We start from the raw sequence: 15,725 nt of genomic DNA, 5'->3' as shown, positions 1-15,725 counted from the left end.
ATCAGCCGCCGGTGGCGCTGTTGTCGGTGACGATTTCCTTCATGGCCGACTGCAGATAGTTCTGCGCGCCCATCAGTTCGATCAGCTTGTGCTGGTTCTCGAGGAAGTCGATGTGTTCCTCGGTGTCGGCCAGAATCTTCATCAGCAGGTCGCGGCTGACGTAGTCGCGGGTCTCTTCGCACAGGGTAACGGCGGCGGCGGTCGCGACGCGGCTGTCCAGCTCCAGTTGCAGGTCGGCGCCCAGGCATTCGATCGGATCCTCGCCGACCTTCAGCTTGTGCAGGTCCTGCAGATTCGGCAGGCCGTCCAGGAAGAGGATGCGTTTGATCAGCATGTCGGCGTGTTTCATCTCGCCGATCGATTCTTCGTAGATGACGTGCCCCAGGTGGGCCAGACCCCAGCTTTCGAACATGCGCGCATGCAGGAAATACTGGTTCACCGCCGTCAGCTCGTTGGTGAGCACCGCGTTCAGCGTGCGGAGGATAGCGGGGTCGCCCTTCATGGCCGTGTCCTTGGTCTTGCGACGGCGCCTTCGCCGTCTGTCGAGCGACGCAATACCACAGTAAAATCGACCCTGCTTATTTGCGAGTTCTTATCACTGCTTTGATAGTGCGAGTGATTTTCGGCAGCAAGCGAGGGGCTATTCAGCCGCCATAGCGAAGGCTTCGCGGCTGTCCTGGATCATCTGGCGCATCTCGCAGACGCATTTGGCGCATTGGGCCTGGCACTGGTGGCTGGCGAAGATGTCGCGCGGCCGACAGGCGCCGGCCTCGATGGCCTGGGCCACATCCCGCTTGCGAAGACCATTGCAGTTACAGACGTACACGAGAGTTCTACGCGTTCCACCGACTGAGAATGGTTCGCTATAGCACCCCTTAAGGCGATTGCAAGTCGTTCGCATGGGTGTGCGACGACGGACCCGTTGACGAATGGTCGCAGGAGGGGGAAGTCAGCCCCATGGCCAGAACCCCGACCGTTCCCGATCGCCCGCCCTGCCGGCTGTATCTGATCACCCCGCCCGCGATTCCCGATCTGGACGCCTTCGCCGCGACCCTGGACGAGGCCCTGGGCGCCGGCGACGTGGCCGCCCTGCAGATTCGGCTCAAGCCCGCCGACGACGCCGCCATTTGCGCGGCCGTTGAGCGGCTGGCGCCGGTCGCGCGGCGTCATGGGGTGGCGGTCCTGCTGAATGATCGACCCGATCTGGCGAAGGCCACGGGCTGCGACGGGGTTCATATCGGGCAGGAGGACGGTTCGCTGGCCGAGGCGCGGCGCATCCTGGGACCGGACGCCATGATCGGCGTGACCTGCCACGACGACCGCGACCTGGCCTGGGACGCGGCCGAGGGCGGGGCGGATTATGTCGCCTTCGGCGCCTTCTATCCGACCGACACCAAGACGACGGTCCACCGACCCGGTCTGGAGATCCTGACGGTCTGGCAGGAGACCGTCGAGACGCCCTGCGTCGCCATCGGCGGAATCACCGTCGAGACGGCGGCGGAGGTGGCGCGTGCGGGCGCAGATTTCATCGCCGTTAGCGCCGGGGTCTGGTCCTATGACGCAGGTCCAGCTTCAGCGGTTAAGGGCTTCAATCATAGATTGAATAATTAGCATGTGACCATGTTTCAGGGGATATTAGGAACCGCATGGTTTGATGGTGCGATTAATCGCCTCGAGACCCTGCATGACCCTGAGCCGTGTGCTCGACATCGATGTCGCGGCGCCGCCGACGCAGCCGTCGGGCGCGCGCATGCGCGCGGCTGAGCCGAGCAGCGGCGATGTCTTCGCCCACCCCTTGATTCCCGTGATGACCGGCGTGGCTGTCGCTGTTCTGGCGGCGGTGTCCATCGGCTGGGCCCATAGTCTGGGGCTCATCTCGGGACTTTGGGGCGTATGCGGGGTGGCGGTCGCCGTCTGGCTTCGGACCGGGCGGGGGCGGCGTCACGACGTGGCCTTCGCCACCGTTCTGATGATCAGCATCCTGATCGGCGAGTTGATCGCCGGCTACAAGCCCATGCTGTCCCTGCTGTTCGCCCTGGCGAACATGGTGGAGATCATCGGGGCGGTTCTTCTGGCGCGCCGCTTCGCCCCGACGCTGAACGTGTCCAGCCTGAACGGCGTGGCGCGGTTTCTCATTTGCACCGCGGCTCTCGCGCCGATCCCGGCGGGCGTGTTCGCGTCGATCGCCTTGGCGCCGTTCGGTTCGGGCGACGTGCTGGAGACGTTTCAGACCTGGTGGTTCGGTCATGCGCTGGGCTTGGCCGTCATAGGCACGCTCGGCTTGTCTCTGACCTGGTCCACCCTGGCCCGTCTCACCCGCCCCGGCGCGCTGTTGGAGGCCGGCCTGTTGCTGGCGGGCGTGCTGGCTGTCCAGTTCTTCGGCCTGACCGGCCGTGCTGAGATCGGTGTGGCGATGATCCCCTTGTTGCTCGGGGTCGCGGTCCGACTCGGCGTCGCGGGCACGGCCTTCAGCCTGCTGGTCGTCACCCTGCTGTCGGTCGGGGGCGCCATGCTCGGCTACGGTCCCCATATCGAGACCCTGAGCCGGTCGGAACAGGTTCTGGCGGCCCAGCTCCAGGTTCTGGTCGGCTATATGCCGATCCTGCTGGTCGCGGCTCTTCTGGAGGAGCGCGACCGTCTGTCCGAACGGGCGCGATCCGGGCAGGTCCGGGCGGAGCGAGCCTCGGAGGCCAAGTCGCGCCTGCTCGCCAATGTGGCGCATGAGATCAAGAGCCCGGTCGCCGGCGTGATCGGCATCGGCAATCTGTGGTCGACCGGCCAGCTCGGGCCTGTCACGCCCCAGCAGACGGAAATGGCGGACGTGCTGGTCAAGACCGCGCGCCAGGTGGAGGCGCTGGCCCACGACCTGCTCGATGTGGCGCGAGCCGAGTCCGGCGCGGTCAAGGTCGATCTGCGGCCGACCGATATTCCCGGCCTGCTGGAAGACGTCAGGCGCGCGGCCATGCTCAGGTCGGAAGCCCAGTCGGTGGATGTGCAGGTGGTCTGCGAGGGCGACGGTCTGGTCGCGGTGGCCGATTCCCAGCGACTGGCGCAGGTGATCGACAATCTGACCAGCAACGCCCTCAAATACGGCGGCTCGGGCGGGCGGGTGATTCTGCGGGCGCTTCGTGCGGACCAGCATATCCGCATCGAGGTGGTCGATTTCGGCCCGGGCCTGTCCTCGCAGAAGCAATCGCAGCTGTTCGAGCCCTTCAATCGTCTGGGACTGGAGCGATCCAGCGTGGAGGGCCACGGCGTCGGTCTGGCCATCGCCAAACGACTGGTCGAACTGCAGGGCGGCGCCATCGGCGTGATCTCGAGCCCCGGCGAGGGCGCGACCTTCTGGGTGAATCTGCCGCACGCCTGACCGCACGCTTGCGGTTCCTTCGGCGCCGGGTAATGGTCCGGCCATGGTCGTCATCGCTCTCGCCGTCGCTCTTGTGTCCGGGCAGGACACGTCCACGCCGCGCTCGGCCTCGGATCTGACGCGCGATCTCAACAGCGGACCGCCGTTCGCGACCTCCGCCCCGACCTCGGCTCCTGTTTCGGCCCCCGCGCAGGTCGCCCCTGCGCCTGCGCCTGCGCCCGTCCGGGTGGAGCCGGCCCCGCAGTCCAGACCAGCGCCCCAGCCCTCGACCTTGACCCGCGACCTGAACAGCGCGCCGGCCTCGACCGCCCGGCCCGTGACGCCCGGGGCCCAGACGCCTGTTGCCCAGACGCCCGCCGCCCAAACGCCTGCTGCCCAGAGGCCCGCTGCCCAGAGGCCGGTTACGCCGCCGCCTGCGCAGACCCCTGTCCGGTCTCCATCGACCGCCCCCGTCGTCCAGCGCCCCACCGCCGCGCCGACGCCTGCGCCGGTTCAGGCCAGTCCCGTGCGGCCCGCGCCTGCGCCGCCCGTCGGGCCTCAAGGATTGGACGCTGCGGCCATGGCCGCCTTGCCGTTCACGCTGGATCTGCCGTCCGGAACCGTGCTGACCCAGTCGCGCGCCGGCGCCGACGCCCGAATCTACGCCGTCCGTCGCGGGGACACGGTTCTGGTCATGATCTACGCGGGGCCGGCGTCGCAGTTTCCCATCTATGACGGCCAGATGATCCAGGCCGGCGGACGGGCCTCCATCGTCGTGACCGAGGGCGGACGCCGCCTGGCCATCGAGCATCTGTTTCAGCGTGCGACCGCGCCGCTGGAAATCCACGTCTGGGTGGCGTCGCCGGACGGCGCCGACCGCGAACAGGGCGAACGGATCGCCCAGTCGGTCGACGCCCGCTAGGCGATCTCAGTTTTCGGACCAGACCGCCATTTCGGTTCCCGCCGGATCGGCGAAGTGGAACCGTCGGCCGCCGGGAAAGGCGTAGATCGGCTTCAGGATCACGCCGCCCGCCGCCTGGACCTTGGCCTGCATGGCTTCCAGATCGTGGGCGTAAAGGATGGGCAGGGGCGTCTTGGTCCGCTCGGCCTGATCGGCGTCGAACCCTCCATCCAGTCCCTGGTCGAAGGCGGCGTAGGTCGGGCCGTAGTCGACGAAGGTCCAGCCGAAGGCCCGGCTGTAGAATTCCTTGGTTTCGGGCAGGCTGGCGGCGGGCAGTTCGAGGTAGTCCAGTTTTCCGTCTTCACGCACGGGTGATCTCCTGGGGTGCGGCGCCACCGACGAACCTCTCTTGCACGCCGCCCGGATGTGCGCAAACCTGCAAACGGTTCGCAGTTGCAGGAGTCGCTGATGATCGTGATGACGACGGGTCTAACCGGCCTGATGGCTCTGATGCGACAGGATGAGAAGACGGCCGCACGAACGGAAGAGCGCGCGCCTGTCCGCCCGACAGTGGTTTCGGACAGTCAAAAGCTGCGCGCCCGACCGGGCTGATCGACCCACCCCTCAGTCCTTGGCCGTCAGCCCACCTGGGCGCGGTGGCGCAGCAGGGCGTCGGCCAGGACGCAGGCGGCCATGGCCTCGACCACCGGCACGGCGCGAAGGGCGACGCAGGGGTCGTGGCGGCCCTTGGTGCGCAGGTCGGTCTCCTCGCCGTCGCGGGTGATGGTCTGGCGCGGCGTCAGGATCGAGGAGGTGGGTTTGAACGCCACCCGCGCCGTCACCGGCTGGCCCGTCGATATGCCGCCCAGAACCCCGCCCGCATGGTTGGACAGGAAGACCGGCTGCTTGTTCGGGTCCAGCCGCATCTGGTCGGCGTTGTCCTCGCCCGACAGTTCAGCGGCTGCGAAGCCGGCGCCGATCTCGACGCCCTTGGCGGCGTTGATCGACATCAGGGCGGCGGCCAGTTCGGAATCCAGCTTGCCGTACAGGGGCGCGCCCCAGCCGGCCGGCACGCCTGTGACCTCCAGCGCGACCACGGCGCCGATGGACGACCCGGCCTTGCGGATATCGTCCAGATAGGCCTCCCACGCGGACACGACGGCGCGCGACGCGGCGAACAGGGGATTGTCGTGGACGGCGTCGAAATCGATGTCTTCGGGGGCGATCCTGTGCGGACCGATCTGGACCACGCCGGCGCGGATCTTCACGCCGTCGCCCAGCACCTTGCGCGCGACGGCCCCGGCCGCCACGCGGCTGGCCGTCTCACGCGCCGAGGACCGCCCGCCGCCGCGCGGATCACGAACCCCGTATTTGGTCTGATAGGTGAAGTCGGCGTGGCCCGGCCGATAGGCGCGGGCGATCTCGCCATAGTCCTTGGACCGCTGGTCCTCGTTCTGGATCAGGATCGAGATGGGCGTGCCGGTGGTCACCGGGCCTTCGCCGTCGTCGAACACGCCCGACAGGATCTGGGCCGTATCGCTCTCGCGCCTCTGGGTCACGAAGCGCGAACCGCCGGGCTTGCGCTGATCCAGCCAGGGCTGGAGATCGGCCTCGGTCAGCGGGATCAGCGGCGGACAGCCGTCCACGACGCAGCCGATAGCCGGCCCATGGCTCTCGCCCCAGGTGGTCACGCGAAAGAGATGGCCGAAGGTGTTGTGCGACATGGCCGCACCTAATGGTCGAGGACGGCGGCGAGGTCCAGTGTCCGGGCGGCGTCGTGCAGTCGACGATCTCGTGTCCACAGCCGCGCGCCGGGCGTCAGGCGGGTGGAGGCGAGGAGATGAAGATCCAGATAGCCGACGCCAATCCCGAAAAGCCGGTTCTTTTCGATCAGGGTCAGCACCTCTTGGTGCGAGGCGGCGACAGCGGTCGGCAATCGCGAGAGTTGGTTGAGAAAGACGCGGCGGTTGGCGAGGTTTCCAGCGGCCAGTTCACCGATGATGGCGGGATGGCACAGGATGTCCTCGCCACGAAGCCGCTCAACCAGGGTCTGGTCTGTTGATCGCAGGTGCGCGATCCATACCGAACTGTCGGCCAGGATCATTCCTCGACCAATTCGGGGCGTCGCCGAGGCGCGGCTGTGGCTTTGGGGTCAGTTCCGCCCATGGCGGCCAGGCGACGCGCCGCCTCGCGGGCGACGAACGCCTTCAGGGCTTCACGAATGATCGCGGACCGCTCGGACAGACCGGAGTATTCCGCCGCCATTTCCATCAGTTCGTCATCGAGTGTCACGGTGGTCCGCATGGCGTGCCTCATCAAAAACGTCACCAGATGATGCGCTCAATGATGTGACGCTTCAAGATCAGGCCGCCAGACGCTCCGGCGCCCAGGCGCGGGTGAACCGGACCAGCATATCCTCGGCGGCCGAGGGCGCCTCCGACGACGGGGTCAGGGTCACGAACAGATGGCCCGCAAGATGGGGACCGCGCGCCGGCAGGCCCATGTCCTTGAACCGCACCCGCGCCGGCGCCGCCATCTCCGGCGTGATCCAGGCCGAGCGGGCGCCCGCATGGGTTTCGATCTCGACCCGGCCGCCTTCGTCCAGCAGGCGCGAGGGGGTGGGCCAGGACATGAACAGGTCGTCGCCCATGACTGAAAGCCCGTCCTCGGGTCGGATCAGCACCGCCAGATACAGGTCCGAACCGTCCGTCGCGCCGCCGCTCAGCCGCAGATGCTCGCCCGTGCGCAGGCCCGCCGGGACGGCGACCCGAACCGTGCGCGCGCCCAGCCTCAGTTCGACCCGCGCGCCGGCCAGGGCCTGCATCGGGCTGAGCCCCAGCACCGGCCGCGGCGCGGGGCGTTCGACGGGCGCGGCCAGGCTGGGACGGGCAGGGGCGTGGGCCTGGATCAGGCGGTAGGCGGCGATCACCCGCCGGAACCGTTCGGCGTCCCCGCCGGCCTGGTCCGGACGCGCCGCCTTCACCGCTGCACGGAAGGCGGCCTTCAGGGCGGCGGCGTCGGTCGCGCCGTGCAGACCCAGGATCGACAGGGCTTCGCGAACGGCGGCGGCGTCGGAGGTGGAACGGATGGCGCTCATTCCCGTACCGTTCGCGCCTTAGGGTCAATGCCGGGTTAACTTAACTTTTCGGGCTACCGCGCTTCGCGCCCCTTGAGGCCATTCATGTCGGGCTACCGCGCCTCGCGCGACTGGAGCCCGGGGGGCCGTTTTGATCCCGATCATTTCCACCGCCTCTGTCCCGCGCTAAGTCAGGCGCATGACCCCCCCCGTGATCCCGCCCAGCCCGTCGCGCGAAGAGTACGCGCGCGACTATGCCGCCGCCCTTGCCGCCAATGGCGACGAGACGATCTTTGACCGGGTCGAGCCCATCGGCCTGTTCGTCGAATGGCTGGCCGAGGCGGGGGCGCACGAGGTCAATGATTCCAACGCCATGACCCTGTCTACGGTGGACGCCGACGGCATGCCTGACGCCCGGATCGTCCTGCTGAAGGATGTGGATGGGCGCGGCTTCACCTTCTATTCGAACCGCGAGAGCGCCAAGGGTCTGGAGCTGGACGCCCGTCCGGTGGCCGCCCTGACCTTCCACTGGAAGTCGTTGCGGCGTCAGGTGCGGGTGCGCGGCCAGGTGCAGCCGGTCAGCAAGGAAGAGGCCGACGCCTATTTCGCCAGCCGCGCCCGCGAGAGCCGGGTCGGGGCCTGGGCCTCGGACCAGTCTCGTCCGCTGGACACGCGTGCGACGCTGGAAGGCGCCGTGGCGCGCGAGACCGCCCGGTTCGAAGGCGACGAGGTGCCGCGCCCCGAACGCTGGACCGGCTGGCGTGTGACGCCGCAAAGCGTCGAATTCTGGCGCGACCGTCCATTCCGCCTGCACGACCGGCTGCGCTTCACGCGCGACGGCGACGCCTGGAGCCGCGAACGCCTCTGGCCTTGATGTCGCGGCCGTTCGGCGCGAACGAAACGCTCTGGCTTCGGCCGCGTTAAGCTCGCTCGTCTCGGCCAAGGGTCTTCATGCGTTTTCTGTCGCTTCTGTTTGCGTCCCTGCTGCTTGCGGCCTGCGCCACCCATCCCGGCAAGGTCGATCATGTCCGGTTCGCCAGCGACGCCCGGTCCGTGCTGGCGACGACCCAGGCCGGGACGGTGCGCGGCGTTCAGGGCGCGGGGGTTCGCGCCTTTCTGGGCGTGCCCTTCGCCCGTCCGCCGGTCGGCGATCTACGCTGGCGCGCGCCGCAGCCGATCCAGGCCTGGACCGGCGTGCGCGATGCGACCCGGCCGGGATCGGACTGCACCCAGGCCATTGGGCGCAAGGCCATTCTGGGCGGGGGCGGCGGCCTCGTCGTGGGGGGCGAGGACTGTCTGTATCTGAACATCTATATGCCCGCCGGAGACGCCGCCGAGCTGCGGCCGGTGATGGTCTATATCCCCGGGGGCGCCTTCACTGTGGGCTCGGGCGTCAACTATGATCCGTCGAAACTGGCCGCCGATCAGGATCGGGTGGTCGTCACCCTGAACTACCGCCTGGGCGCCCTGGGCTGGCTGGCCCATCCGAAATTCCAGGCGGAGAGCGAAGGCTTCGGCGGCAATTTCGGCCTGATGGACCAGCAGGCGGCCCTGCAATGGGTGAATCGGAACATCGCGGCCTTCGGCGGCGATCCGGCCAATGTGACCCTGTTCGCCGAGAGCGCAGGGGCATGGACGGCCTGCTACCTGATGGCCTCGCCCAAATCCGAGGGTCTGTACCAGCGGGTCATCATGCAAAGCGGCGGATGTCTGGAGCCGTCGTCCCTGGTCAGCGCGGAGGAGGCGGCCAGGACCGGGGCGAAGTTTGCGGAAAACCTGGGGTGTGGCGGCTCCGATCAGATCGACTGTCTGAAGGCCCTGCCGGCCTGGCGGTTGGCGCGCGCGCCGTCCCTGCGGGCGGGGATCAATGGGCCTGGATCCTGGGGACCGGTTCATACCGACGCGACTGTGCCGGAAAACCCGGCCCTGGCGATCCATGAGGGCCGCTTCACCCGCGTGCCGGTCATCGTCGGCACGAACCTGGACGAGGGGCGGCTGTTCGCCAACGAGGTCAAGGACATGGATCGCTACCAGAAGGAGACGATCTGGATGTACGGCGATGTCGGCCCGCGCGTGCTGGACCGCTATCCCGTCGGTCCTGAGGGGCCGGCCTACGCCATCGCTGCGAACTTCACCGACCAGAGGTTCGCCTGTCCGTCCCAGGCCCTGCGCCGTCAGTTGTCCCGCTATGTGCCGGTCTGGGGCTATGAGTTCGCGGATCGCGGCGCGCCCTTCGTCCTGCCGGACTGGCTGGTCGGCCTCGACCTGGGCGCCTATCACGCCAGCGAACTGGCCTATGTGTTCGGGACCAGTTGGGTCTTCACCGATGTGAAGCGGTTCACCCCCCGGCAAAAGGCCCTGTCCGACCGGATGCAGAGGTTGTGGGCCGGTTTCGGCCAAGGCGACTTCGGCCCCGAATGGCCCCGCGTCGAGGGTGCGGGGCCGGTGCGGGTGTTCACGGCCCAGGGCGACCGACTGGATAAGGACTTCTTCGGCCGCCACCACTGCGACTTCTGGGACGGAACGCCTTTCGGCGCGGTCCAGTAGTCAGACGAACCGCACGGTCACGCCGGGCTTGACCTTGTCGGCCAGCATCCAGGCGTCCCAGTTGGTCAGGCGGACGCAGCCGTGCGAAGCGGTCTTGCCGACCAGATGCGGGTCGGGCGTGCCGTGGATGCCGTAGCTGGGCTTGTTCAGATCGATCCAGACCACGCCGACCGGATTGTTCGGTCCCGGCTGAACCACGACCTTGCGGCTTCCTTCGCCAAAGCTCAGCTTGGACGGGTCATAGGTATAGTTCGGATTGCGGGCGACGCCGTTGACCTTGACCGTGCCGGTGGGCGTCGGATTGTCGCCGCTGCCGATGGTGGCCGGGAAATAGGCGATCAGCTTGCCATCGGCGGCGAACGCCTTGACCGACCCCTCGGCCTTGTTGACGTCGATATGGTCCACCTCAGCCGGCAGGGGCGTGGTGTTCACCGCCGGAACCAGCAGGGTCTGGCCGACGCGGTTGAAGTCCGCGCCCGGGTTCATCGCCCTCAGCAGGCCCTCGGTCACGTGGAACCGCTCGGCCAGGGCTTCGACGATATTGGCGTAGCCCATGGCGGCCGCCTCGCCCTGGGCTTCCAGATCGGTCGGAACCACGCCGATATAGGGGCCGGCCACGTCCTCCTGGGTGATCCGATAGGTCGAGGTCACGGCGCCGATCCCCACGGCGCGAAGCCGGCCCATGATGTCGGCGTCCAGTTCGCCGGTGACGGGCAGACCCTGCGCCACCTGGAAGGCCGAGATCGCCTGACGCATGTTCGAGCCGGCCAGTCCGTCGATGGCGCCGGGCGAAAACCGCGCCCGTTCCAGCAAAATCTGGGCGCGGATCAGGGCCGGTTCCGGTTGAGCCGGATTCTGCGCCGTCGTCGGGGGCGCGTCGGGCGCGGGGGGCGAATAGGCGCTGTTCTCGATGGCGTCGCGCGACAGGGGCCCTGACTGCCCGACTTCGGCGGCGGGGGACGTCGCCGCATCTCGGTCATGGTCGGCGGGCGGGGAACAGGCGGCCAGGGTCAGGACGGCGAGACTGGAGGCGAGGCAGGCGAAACGGCGGTTCATTCGGGAGCTTTCGGAGGCGACAGACAAGGGCGTGGTGGCGTCGGGTTCAGTTCTCTTCGCCCGTCGCGGGATCGGTCGCGGTCTCGCCGGAGTTGCTGGAGCCTTCTGAGCCCTTGGGTTCGGTCGCGGGGCGCGGCGGTTCGCCGTCGTGGTCCGGACGCAGGTTTTCGTTCTCTACGTTGCGATTGTCGGGACGTGCGTCTGTCATCTGGGTCTCCTGGCGGAGCAGGCCTCCGCAGGGATGGCAACGCGCGCGGGGCGGCGGGGCTCCCGGCTGTGGCGATATCACCCCGTTCACCATGACGATGAACCATACCGAAACGGGCCATGGCGCATGGTTTCTGGAATGGACCTTGCTCCCAAGGGTCGCATGAGGACGCGCATGGCCGAAACGCTGCAGGTCGAGATCATGAGCGCGGAGGCGATGGACGCCGCCGCGATCGCCCTGTGGCGCGACTGGACGACGACCAATCCGGCCCTGACCAGTCCCTATTTCCGCTGGGACTATACGCAGATCGCCGCCCGCGTCTGTCCGGGCGCGGCCGTGGCCGTGTTTCGGCGCGGCGGGCGGATCGTCGGCTTCTTCCCGCATCAGAAACGCGGCGGATCGGTGCAGCCGCTGGGTGCGCCGATGAACGACTATCATGGCGTGATCGCCGCCGAGGGCGAGACCATCACGCTGGAACAGGTGGCGCACCTGCTTCATGCACGCCGGTTGAACGTCCCCGGCTGGATCGGCGCGGCCGAGACCGGCCAGGCGCGTGAGACCGTTCAGGTCGCCATGCCGGACGCCGGCTTCGACGCCTGGTACGCCGAGCGTCGCGTGACCTTCGGCAAATATTTCAAGGACAAGGAACGGGCCCGCCGCAGCCTGGAGGCCGAGCTGGGCCCCGTTCGGGTCGAACGCGGCCTGCACGACCCCGCCCTGCTGGACCAGTTGATCGATCTGAAGGCGGCCCAGTATCGCCGCTCGGGCCTGCACGACATTTTCGCCTGTGGCTGGACGCGCGACCTGCTCCACGCCCTGATGGCGGACCCCCGGCCTGACTTCGGGGCCTCGATGGCGGCCATGCATGCGGGGGACAAGCTGGTGGCGATCGAGTTCTCGCTACACGCTGGTCGGCATTATCATTTCTGGTTCCCGGTCTATGAGCCCAGCCTGGCGCGTTGCTCGCCGGGGATACTGCTGAGCATGGACACGATGCGGCTGGCCTCGGCCGAGGGTTTCCGGGTCTTCGACTTCGGGTTCGAGGGCGAGAGCTACAAGAAGTATTTCGTCAACGCCCGGCAGACGGTGCGCGAGGCGGTGGTGATGCGGCCCGGCCTGACCCAGGCCCTGGGCGACGCGGCGGTGGGGGTGCTGGACAAGGCGGGCGGCCGGGGCGAGGCGCTGCGGGCGTCGCTGCGCCGTCGCTGGTCCACCATCGAGGCCTGCGAGGCCTCGCCGGTCGGGCGGCTGCGCGGCGCGGCCGTCGCGGTTCGGTCCGCCGTCAGCAAGGCCGCCGCCCGCAAGAAGACGGCGCGCGTCGCCCATGTCTGAGGATAGGATCATGAGCGGCCGCCGCACCCGCTACCCCGGCCCCATCGCGGAGGCCAAGACCCATCCGCACAGCCTGGTGGAACAGGGCTTCGCCGAGGATACGGCCCTGGCCGCCGTGCTGGACCGCTATCCGGCCGAATTGTTCGACATCAATCTGTACGACTACGACGACGCGGGCCAGGTCAGCTTGCGCACCGGCGCGCGGGGGCGGCTGTCGGGCGAGGATCTCCTGGAGGCGATCAAACAGGGCCGGCTCTGGGTCAATCTGCGCGGGGTCGAGACGGCCTGGCCCGAATTGTGGGCGGCGGCGATGAAGGATTTCGCCGCGATCCAGGCGACCTATCCGGGCCTGCGAGCGGTGCGGAACGCGGGCCAGCTGATCCTGTCCTCGCCCAAGGCGCGGGTGCCCTATCATTTCGATGCGGCGGGGGTGGTTCTGTTCCACCTGCGCGGGCGCAAGCGGCTGTTCGTCTATCCGGGCGACGAGCGGCATCTGCCCGAGCGCAGCATGGAACAGGTCGTTGCGCGCCAGACGACGGAGGAACTGCCCTATGATCTGGCGTTCGAGAACGACGCCCAGATCATGGATCTGGAGCCCGGCCGCGCCCTGACCTGGCCCCTGTACGCGCCGCATCGTGTGGAGAACCTGGACCGGTTCTGCGTCAGCCTGTCGATGGATTTCCAGACCTGGCCGTCGCGGTTCAGAAACGGCGCACTGTTCACCAACGCCGTGATCCGCAGCCGGGGCGGCGAGCCGCGCCTCACCGACGGCATGGCGGCGCCGGAACTGGCGGCGCGCTGGGTGGCGTCGCTGGCTTTGAAACGAGCCGGGGCGATGAAGAGCCGGATCGCGACCTTCGAGCGCGACTTCCAGCCCGAGGTCGGGGTTGCGGACGGCGCGGGCGCCTTGAACGCCACCCGTTAATTCGAGTTCATGACCTCGAGTTAAAATGACTCGCGGGTCGCCAGCGCGCACCTTTTCCTCATATCCGGGAAAGGGAACGCCTCCATGAAAACCGCTCTGATCGCCGCCGCCGCCGTCGCCGCCCTGACGGGGTTGGCCGCCGCCGCGCCCGCATCGGCCGGCGAAGTCGAGATCCGCAACGCCGTGGCGCGCGTGGTCGTCATCGTCGAGGACCGCCAGGACATCGCCGTCGAGGTGACGCAGGGCCGGTCACGGCTGCCGGCCGTACAGGTGCGGCGCAACGGCCGTGACGTGGAGATCGACGGCGGGCTTCGCCGCAATGGCCTCTGGGGTCGTGGCGACGGCATACGCAACTGCAACTCGGGCCGCGCAGACGCAGCCCAGCCCGGCCAGGGCGCGACGGTCGAGGTGCGCGATCTGGGCCGCATCCGGCTGGAGGACGCGCCCCTGATCATCCTGCGCACGCCGCGGAACGTGGATGTCAGCGCCGGCGGCGCCGTATTCGGCGCCGTGGGACGCGGCGCGCGCTCGGTCGAACTGGACAGCGGCGGCTGCGGCGGCTGGACCATCGCCAATGTGGACGGCGACCTTGAGCTGGGCGTCGGCGGTTCGGGGTCGATCCGCGCCGGGACGTCGCGGACGCTGGACGCCAGCGTCGGCGGTTCAGGCTCGGTTTCGGCCGGCGGCACGGGCGACCTCAAGGTCGCCGTCGGCGGCTCGGGCAATGTGGAGGTCGCCAGCGCCAATGGTCAGGGCGACATCTCCATCGGCGGCTCGGGCGGGGTGAACGTCCGCCAGGGTCGGTTGGACAAGCTGTCGGTCGCCATCGGCGGGTCCGGGGACGTCCGCTACGGCGGAACGACCCGCGACCTCAGCGTCGCCATCGCCGGCTCGGGGAACGTCCGCGTCGCCGCCGCCACAGGCTCTGTGTCCCGCACCGTCGTCGGATCAGGGACGCTTCATATCGGGCGTTAAGACCCGTATCTCGCCGCGAGAGGAAAGGCCCCCGGTCGTGGAACCCTGGGGGCCTTTTTCGTGCGTCGATCCGGACATGAAAAAAGCCCCGGCGGATCGCTCCGCCGGGGCTCTTCTCATCCCGTGAGGGAGGCCGTTGCTTACAGGCCGCCCAGGACGCTCGTGATCGACGAGACGTTCAGGCCGGCGCCGGCGCGGTCACGCGCTTGCAGACCGCCGCCGAAGCTGTAGCGCAGGCCCAGCGACCAGGTGTCGACGTCGATCGAGTCGACGTCGGCGCGGGTATAGGCGGCGCCGACCGAGAACGGGGTGTTCTCGATTTCGTACTCGGCGCCCACGCCATAGGTCCAGGCGTCCACGTCGCCGCCGGCCACGTCCACGTTGTTGTAGCTGACGCCGGCGTTCAGGCGCAGGTTCGGCATGACGTAGAAGGCGGCGTCGCCGCCGACGGTCCAGATGTCGGCGTCGCTGTCGTCAGACGTGGTGTAGGCGACCAGGCCGGTCAGGGTCGCGTTGGACAGGTACTTCTGGGCTTCGGCGCCGACGGTCCAGACGGGATCGTTGCCCGAACCGATGTCGTTGGCGGCGACGAAGGCGCCGGCGCGGACGTCCGAGGTCCACATCTTGGTCAGGTGAGCGGCGGCGACGCCGGTGACGTCTTCTTCACCGAAGGCCTTGGTGTAGTCGACGGCGCCGTTCAGGGTCACGGTCCAGTCGGCGGCCGGCAGGGCGACCGTGCCGTCCACGGTCCAGACGTCGGCGTCGACGTCATCGCCGGCGACTTCGACCGACGGGTTGGAGTAGGTCACGCCGACCGAACCGATGGCGTTCTGGGCGAAGGCCGGGGCGGCGAACAGGGTGGCGGCGGCGGCCGAGGCGAGGAGGATCGTCTTCATTTTCTTTTGTCCTTAGCAGTCTGTGCCCGGGTGGAGGCCCAGGGAGGGCGGCTGCTACCAGCCGGCGCTAGAAGCTGAGCAATAAACCGTCGTTACATAAGTGTCTTGAAACTGACATGTGGCTCATCCGCCACGCCTTGTGGTCGAAATGTGTCACGCGCGCGCGTTTCCTGCGGCAAGGGGTTAACGAGCCGCAATCATATAAGGATATCCTTATATGTATTGACGGCTGCGCTTGATTGCGGTCATGTGCCCGGGTCGTGGTCTGCACGCGGTCTTCGGGGCGCGTGGAGCTAAGAGGGAAGCCGGTGTGAAACCGGCGCTGCCCCCGCAACTGTAAGCGGCGAGTCGAGGGTCCATCTCGTGTCACTGGCGTTCGCGCCGGGAAGGCCGGATCCGAGGCGTCGACCCGTGAGCCAGGAGACCTGCCCCGACAGATAACGTCCTCCGGCGGGGTGTCCGG

At 68.2% G+C, this 15,725-nt stretch carries 19 protein-coding genes and 1 riboswitch; of the genes, 9 read left to right on the top strand and 10 right to left on the bottom strand.

Annotated features, from left to right (window positions below; all coding sequences use genetic code 11):
• Position 1: 1 nt before the first annotated feature.
• Positions 2 to 502, bottom strand: coding sequence for a bacterioferritin (bfr, locus tag AC1RSI_RS06180; RefSeq protein WP_008259683.1), 501 nt, complete (start codon positions 500 to 502; stop codon positions 2 to 4).
• A gap of 138 nt (positions 503 to 640) precedes the next feature.
• On the bottom strand, positions 641 to 826 hold the full coding sequence (locus AC1RSI_RS06175) for a (2Fe-2S)-binding protein (protein WP_035308943.1): 186 nt from the start codon (positions 824 to 826) through the stop codon (positions 641 to 643).
• A gap of 131 nt (positions 827 to 957) precedes the next feature.
• Here AC1RSI_RS06175 and thiE point away from each other — a divergent pair, with 131 nt between their 5' ends.
• From thiE to AC1RSI_RS06160, 3 genes are all read left to right on the top strand, one after another.
• Positions 958 to 1,611 carry a thiamine phosphate synthase gene (gene thiE / locus AC1RSI_RS06170; protein ID WP_154726796.1) on the top strand — a complete coding sequence of 218 codons (654 nt, stop codon included), beginning with the start codon at positions 958 to 960 and terminating at the stop codon, positions 1,609 to 1,611.
• 73 nt (positions 1,612 to 1,684) lie between these two features.
• Positions 1,685 to 3,367 (top strand): sensor histidine kinase, encoded by a 1,683-nt coding sequence (locus AC1RSI_RS06165; protein ID WP_154726797.1) that lies wholly within the window; start codon positions 1,685 to 1,687, stop codon positions 3,365 to 3,367.
• A 43-nt stretch (positions 3,368 to 3,410) separates the two neighbouring features.
• Complete coding sequence (locus AC1RSI_RS06160) at positions 3,411 to 4,268, top strand: hypothetical protein (RefSeq protein ID WP_035307206.1); 858 nt, start codon at positions 3,411 to 3,413, stop codon at positions 4,266 to 4,268.
• Positions 4,269 to 4,274: 6 nt separating this feature from the next.
• On the opposite strand, the gene AC1RSI_RS06155 is transcribed toward AC1RSI_RS06160, so the two are convergent.
• Positions 4,275 to 4,616 (bottom strand): VOC family protein, encoded by a 342-nt coding sequence (locus tag AC1RSI_RS06155; RefSeq protein WP_154726798.1) that lies wholly within the window; start codon positions 4,614 to 4,616, stop codon positions 4,275 to 4,277.
• A gap of 99 nt (positions 4,617 to 4,715) precedes the next feature.
• Here AC1RSI_RS06155 and AC1RSI_RS06150 point away from each other — a divergent pair, with 99 nt between their 5' ends.
• Positions 4,716 to 4,859 (top strand): hypothetical protein, encoded by a 144-nt coding sequence (locus AC1RSI_RS06150; RefSeq protein WP_154726799.1) that lies wholly within the window; start codon positions 4,716 to 4,718, stop codon positions 4,857 to 4,859.
• A 26-nt stretch (positions 4,860 to 4,885) separates the two neighbouring features.
• On the opposite strand, the gene aroC is transcribed toward AC1RSI_RS06150, so the two are convergent.
• Genes aroC through AC1RSI_RS06130 form a run of 4 tightly spaced genes read right to left on the bottom strand, consistent with a single transcriptional unit; the run spans position 4,886 to position 7,344 of the window.
• Entirely contained in the window at positions 4,886 to 5,971 is a 1,086-nt protein-coding gene (aroC, locus tag AC1RSI_RS06145; protein WP_154726800.1) for a chorismate synthase, read from the bottom strand.
• An 8-nt stretch (positions 5,972 to 5,979) separates the two neighbouring features.
• A complete protein-coding gene (locus AC1RSI_RS06140; protein WP_154726801.1) occupies positions 5,980 to 6,351 on the bottom strand; it encodes a type II toxin-antitoxin system VapC family toxin in 372 nt (123 codons plus the stop codon).
• Positions 6,348 to 6,551 carry a type II toxin-antitoxin system VapB family antitoxin gene (locus AC1RSI_RS06135; protein WP_008258922.1) on the bottom strand — a complete coding sequence of 68 codons (204 nt, stop codon included), beginning with the start codon at positions 6,549 to 6,551 and terminating at the stop codon, positions 6,348 to 6,350. The genes AC1RSI_RS06140 and AC1RSI_RS06135 overlap by 4 nt, the downstream gene beginning before the upstream one ends.
• Positions 6,552 to 6,609: 58 nt before the next feature.
• Positions 6,610 to 7,344: a DnaJ C-terminal domain-containing protein gene (locus AC1RSI_RS06130; protein WP_154726802.1), complete on the bottom strand. Its 735-nt coding sequence runs from the start codon at positions 7,342 to 7,344 to the stop codon at positions 6,610 to 6,612.
• A 178-nt stretch (positions 7,345 to 7,522) separates the two neighbouring features.
• Between AC1RSI_RS06130 and pdxH the strand changes: the two genes are divergently transcribed.
• The gene (gene pdxH, locus AC1RSI_RS06125; protein ID WP_035307197.1) at positions 7,523 to 8,197 is read left to right on the top strand and encodes a pyridoxamine 5'-phosphate oxidase; all 675 of its coding nucleotides are present in this window, start codon (positions 7,523 to 7,525) and stop codon (positions 8,195 to 8,197) included.
• A gap of 77 nt (positions 8,198 to 8,274) precedes the next feature.
• Positions 8,275 to 9,870, top strand: a complete 1,596-nt coding sequence (locus AC1RSI_RS06120; RefSeq protein ID WP_008260370.1) for a carboxylesterase/lipase family protein — start codon at positions 8,275 to 8,277, stop codon at positions 9,868 to 9,870.
• On the opposite strand, the gene AC1RSI_RS06115 is transcribed toward AC1RSI_RS06120, so the two are convergent.
• Together AC1RSI_RS06115 and AC1RSI_RS06110 are read right to left on the bottom strand one after the other, a co-directional pair.
• Positions 9,871 to 10,926 (bottom strand): L,D-transpeptidase family protein, encoded by a 1,056-nt coding sequence (locus AC1RSI_RS06115; protein WP_154726244.1) that lies wholly within the window; start codon positions 10,924 to 10,926, stop codon positions 9,871 to 9,873.
• A gap of 46 nt (positions 10,927 to 10,972) precedes the next feature.
• On the bottom strand, positions 10,973 to 11,134 hold the full coding sequence (locus tag AC1RSI_RS06110; RefSeq protein WP_008259259.1) for a hypothetical protein: 162 nt from the start codon (positions 11,132 to 11,134) through the stop codon (positions 10,973 to 10,975).
• Between the two features lie 174 nt (positions 11,135 to 11,308).
• On the opposite strand from AC1RSI_RS06110, the gene AC1RSI_RS06105 reads away from it, so the two are divergent.
• The 3 genes from AC1RSI_RS06105 to AC1RSI_RS06095 all read left to right on the top strand — a co-directional run bounded on the left by AC1RSI_RS06105 (position 11,309) and on the right by AC1RSI_RS06095 (position 14,366).
• Positions 11,309 to 12,466, top strand: a complete 1,158-nt coding sequence (locus tag AC1RSI_RS06105) for a GNAT family N-acetyltransferase (RefSeq protein ID WP_154726243.1) — start codon at positions 11,309 to 11,311, stop codon at positions 12,464 to 12,466.
• Positions 12,467 to 12,476: 10 nt separating this feature from the next.
• On the top strand, positions 12,477 to 13,391 hold the full coding sequence (locus tag AC1RSI_RS06100) for a cupin domain-containing protein (protein ID WP_035307184.1): 915 nt from the start codon (positions 12,477 to 12,479) through the stop codon (positions 13,389 to 13,391).
• A gap of 84 nt (positions 13,392 to 13,475) precedes the next feature.
• Entirely contained in the window at positions 13,476 to 14,366 is an 891-nt protein-coding gene (locus AC1RSI_RS06095; protein ID WP_008264255.1) for a GIN domain-containing protein, read from the top strand.
• Positions 14,367 to 14,506: 140 nt separating this feature from the next.
• Here AC1RSI_RS06095 and AC1RSI_RS06090 read toward each other — a convergent pair whose 3' ends face one another.
• The gene (locus AC1RSI_RS06090; protein ID WP_154726242.1) at positions 14,507 to 15,262 is read right to left on the bottom strand and encodes a porin; all 756 of its coding nucleotides are present in this window, start codon (positions 15,260 to 15,262) and stop codon (positions 14,507 to 14,509) included.
• Between the two features lie 244 nt (positions 15,263 to 15,506).
• Positions 15,507 to 15,709: riboswitch (cobalamin riboswitch) on the top strand.
• Positions 15,710 to 15,725: the final 16 nt, after the last annotated feature.

The sequence above is a fragment of the Brevundimonas sp. GW821-FHT10E09 genome (assembly GCF_058809375.1).
Note: the sequence above shows the minus strand (reverse complement) of the source record. Positions and strands in the feature narration are given on the sequence as shown.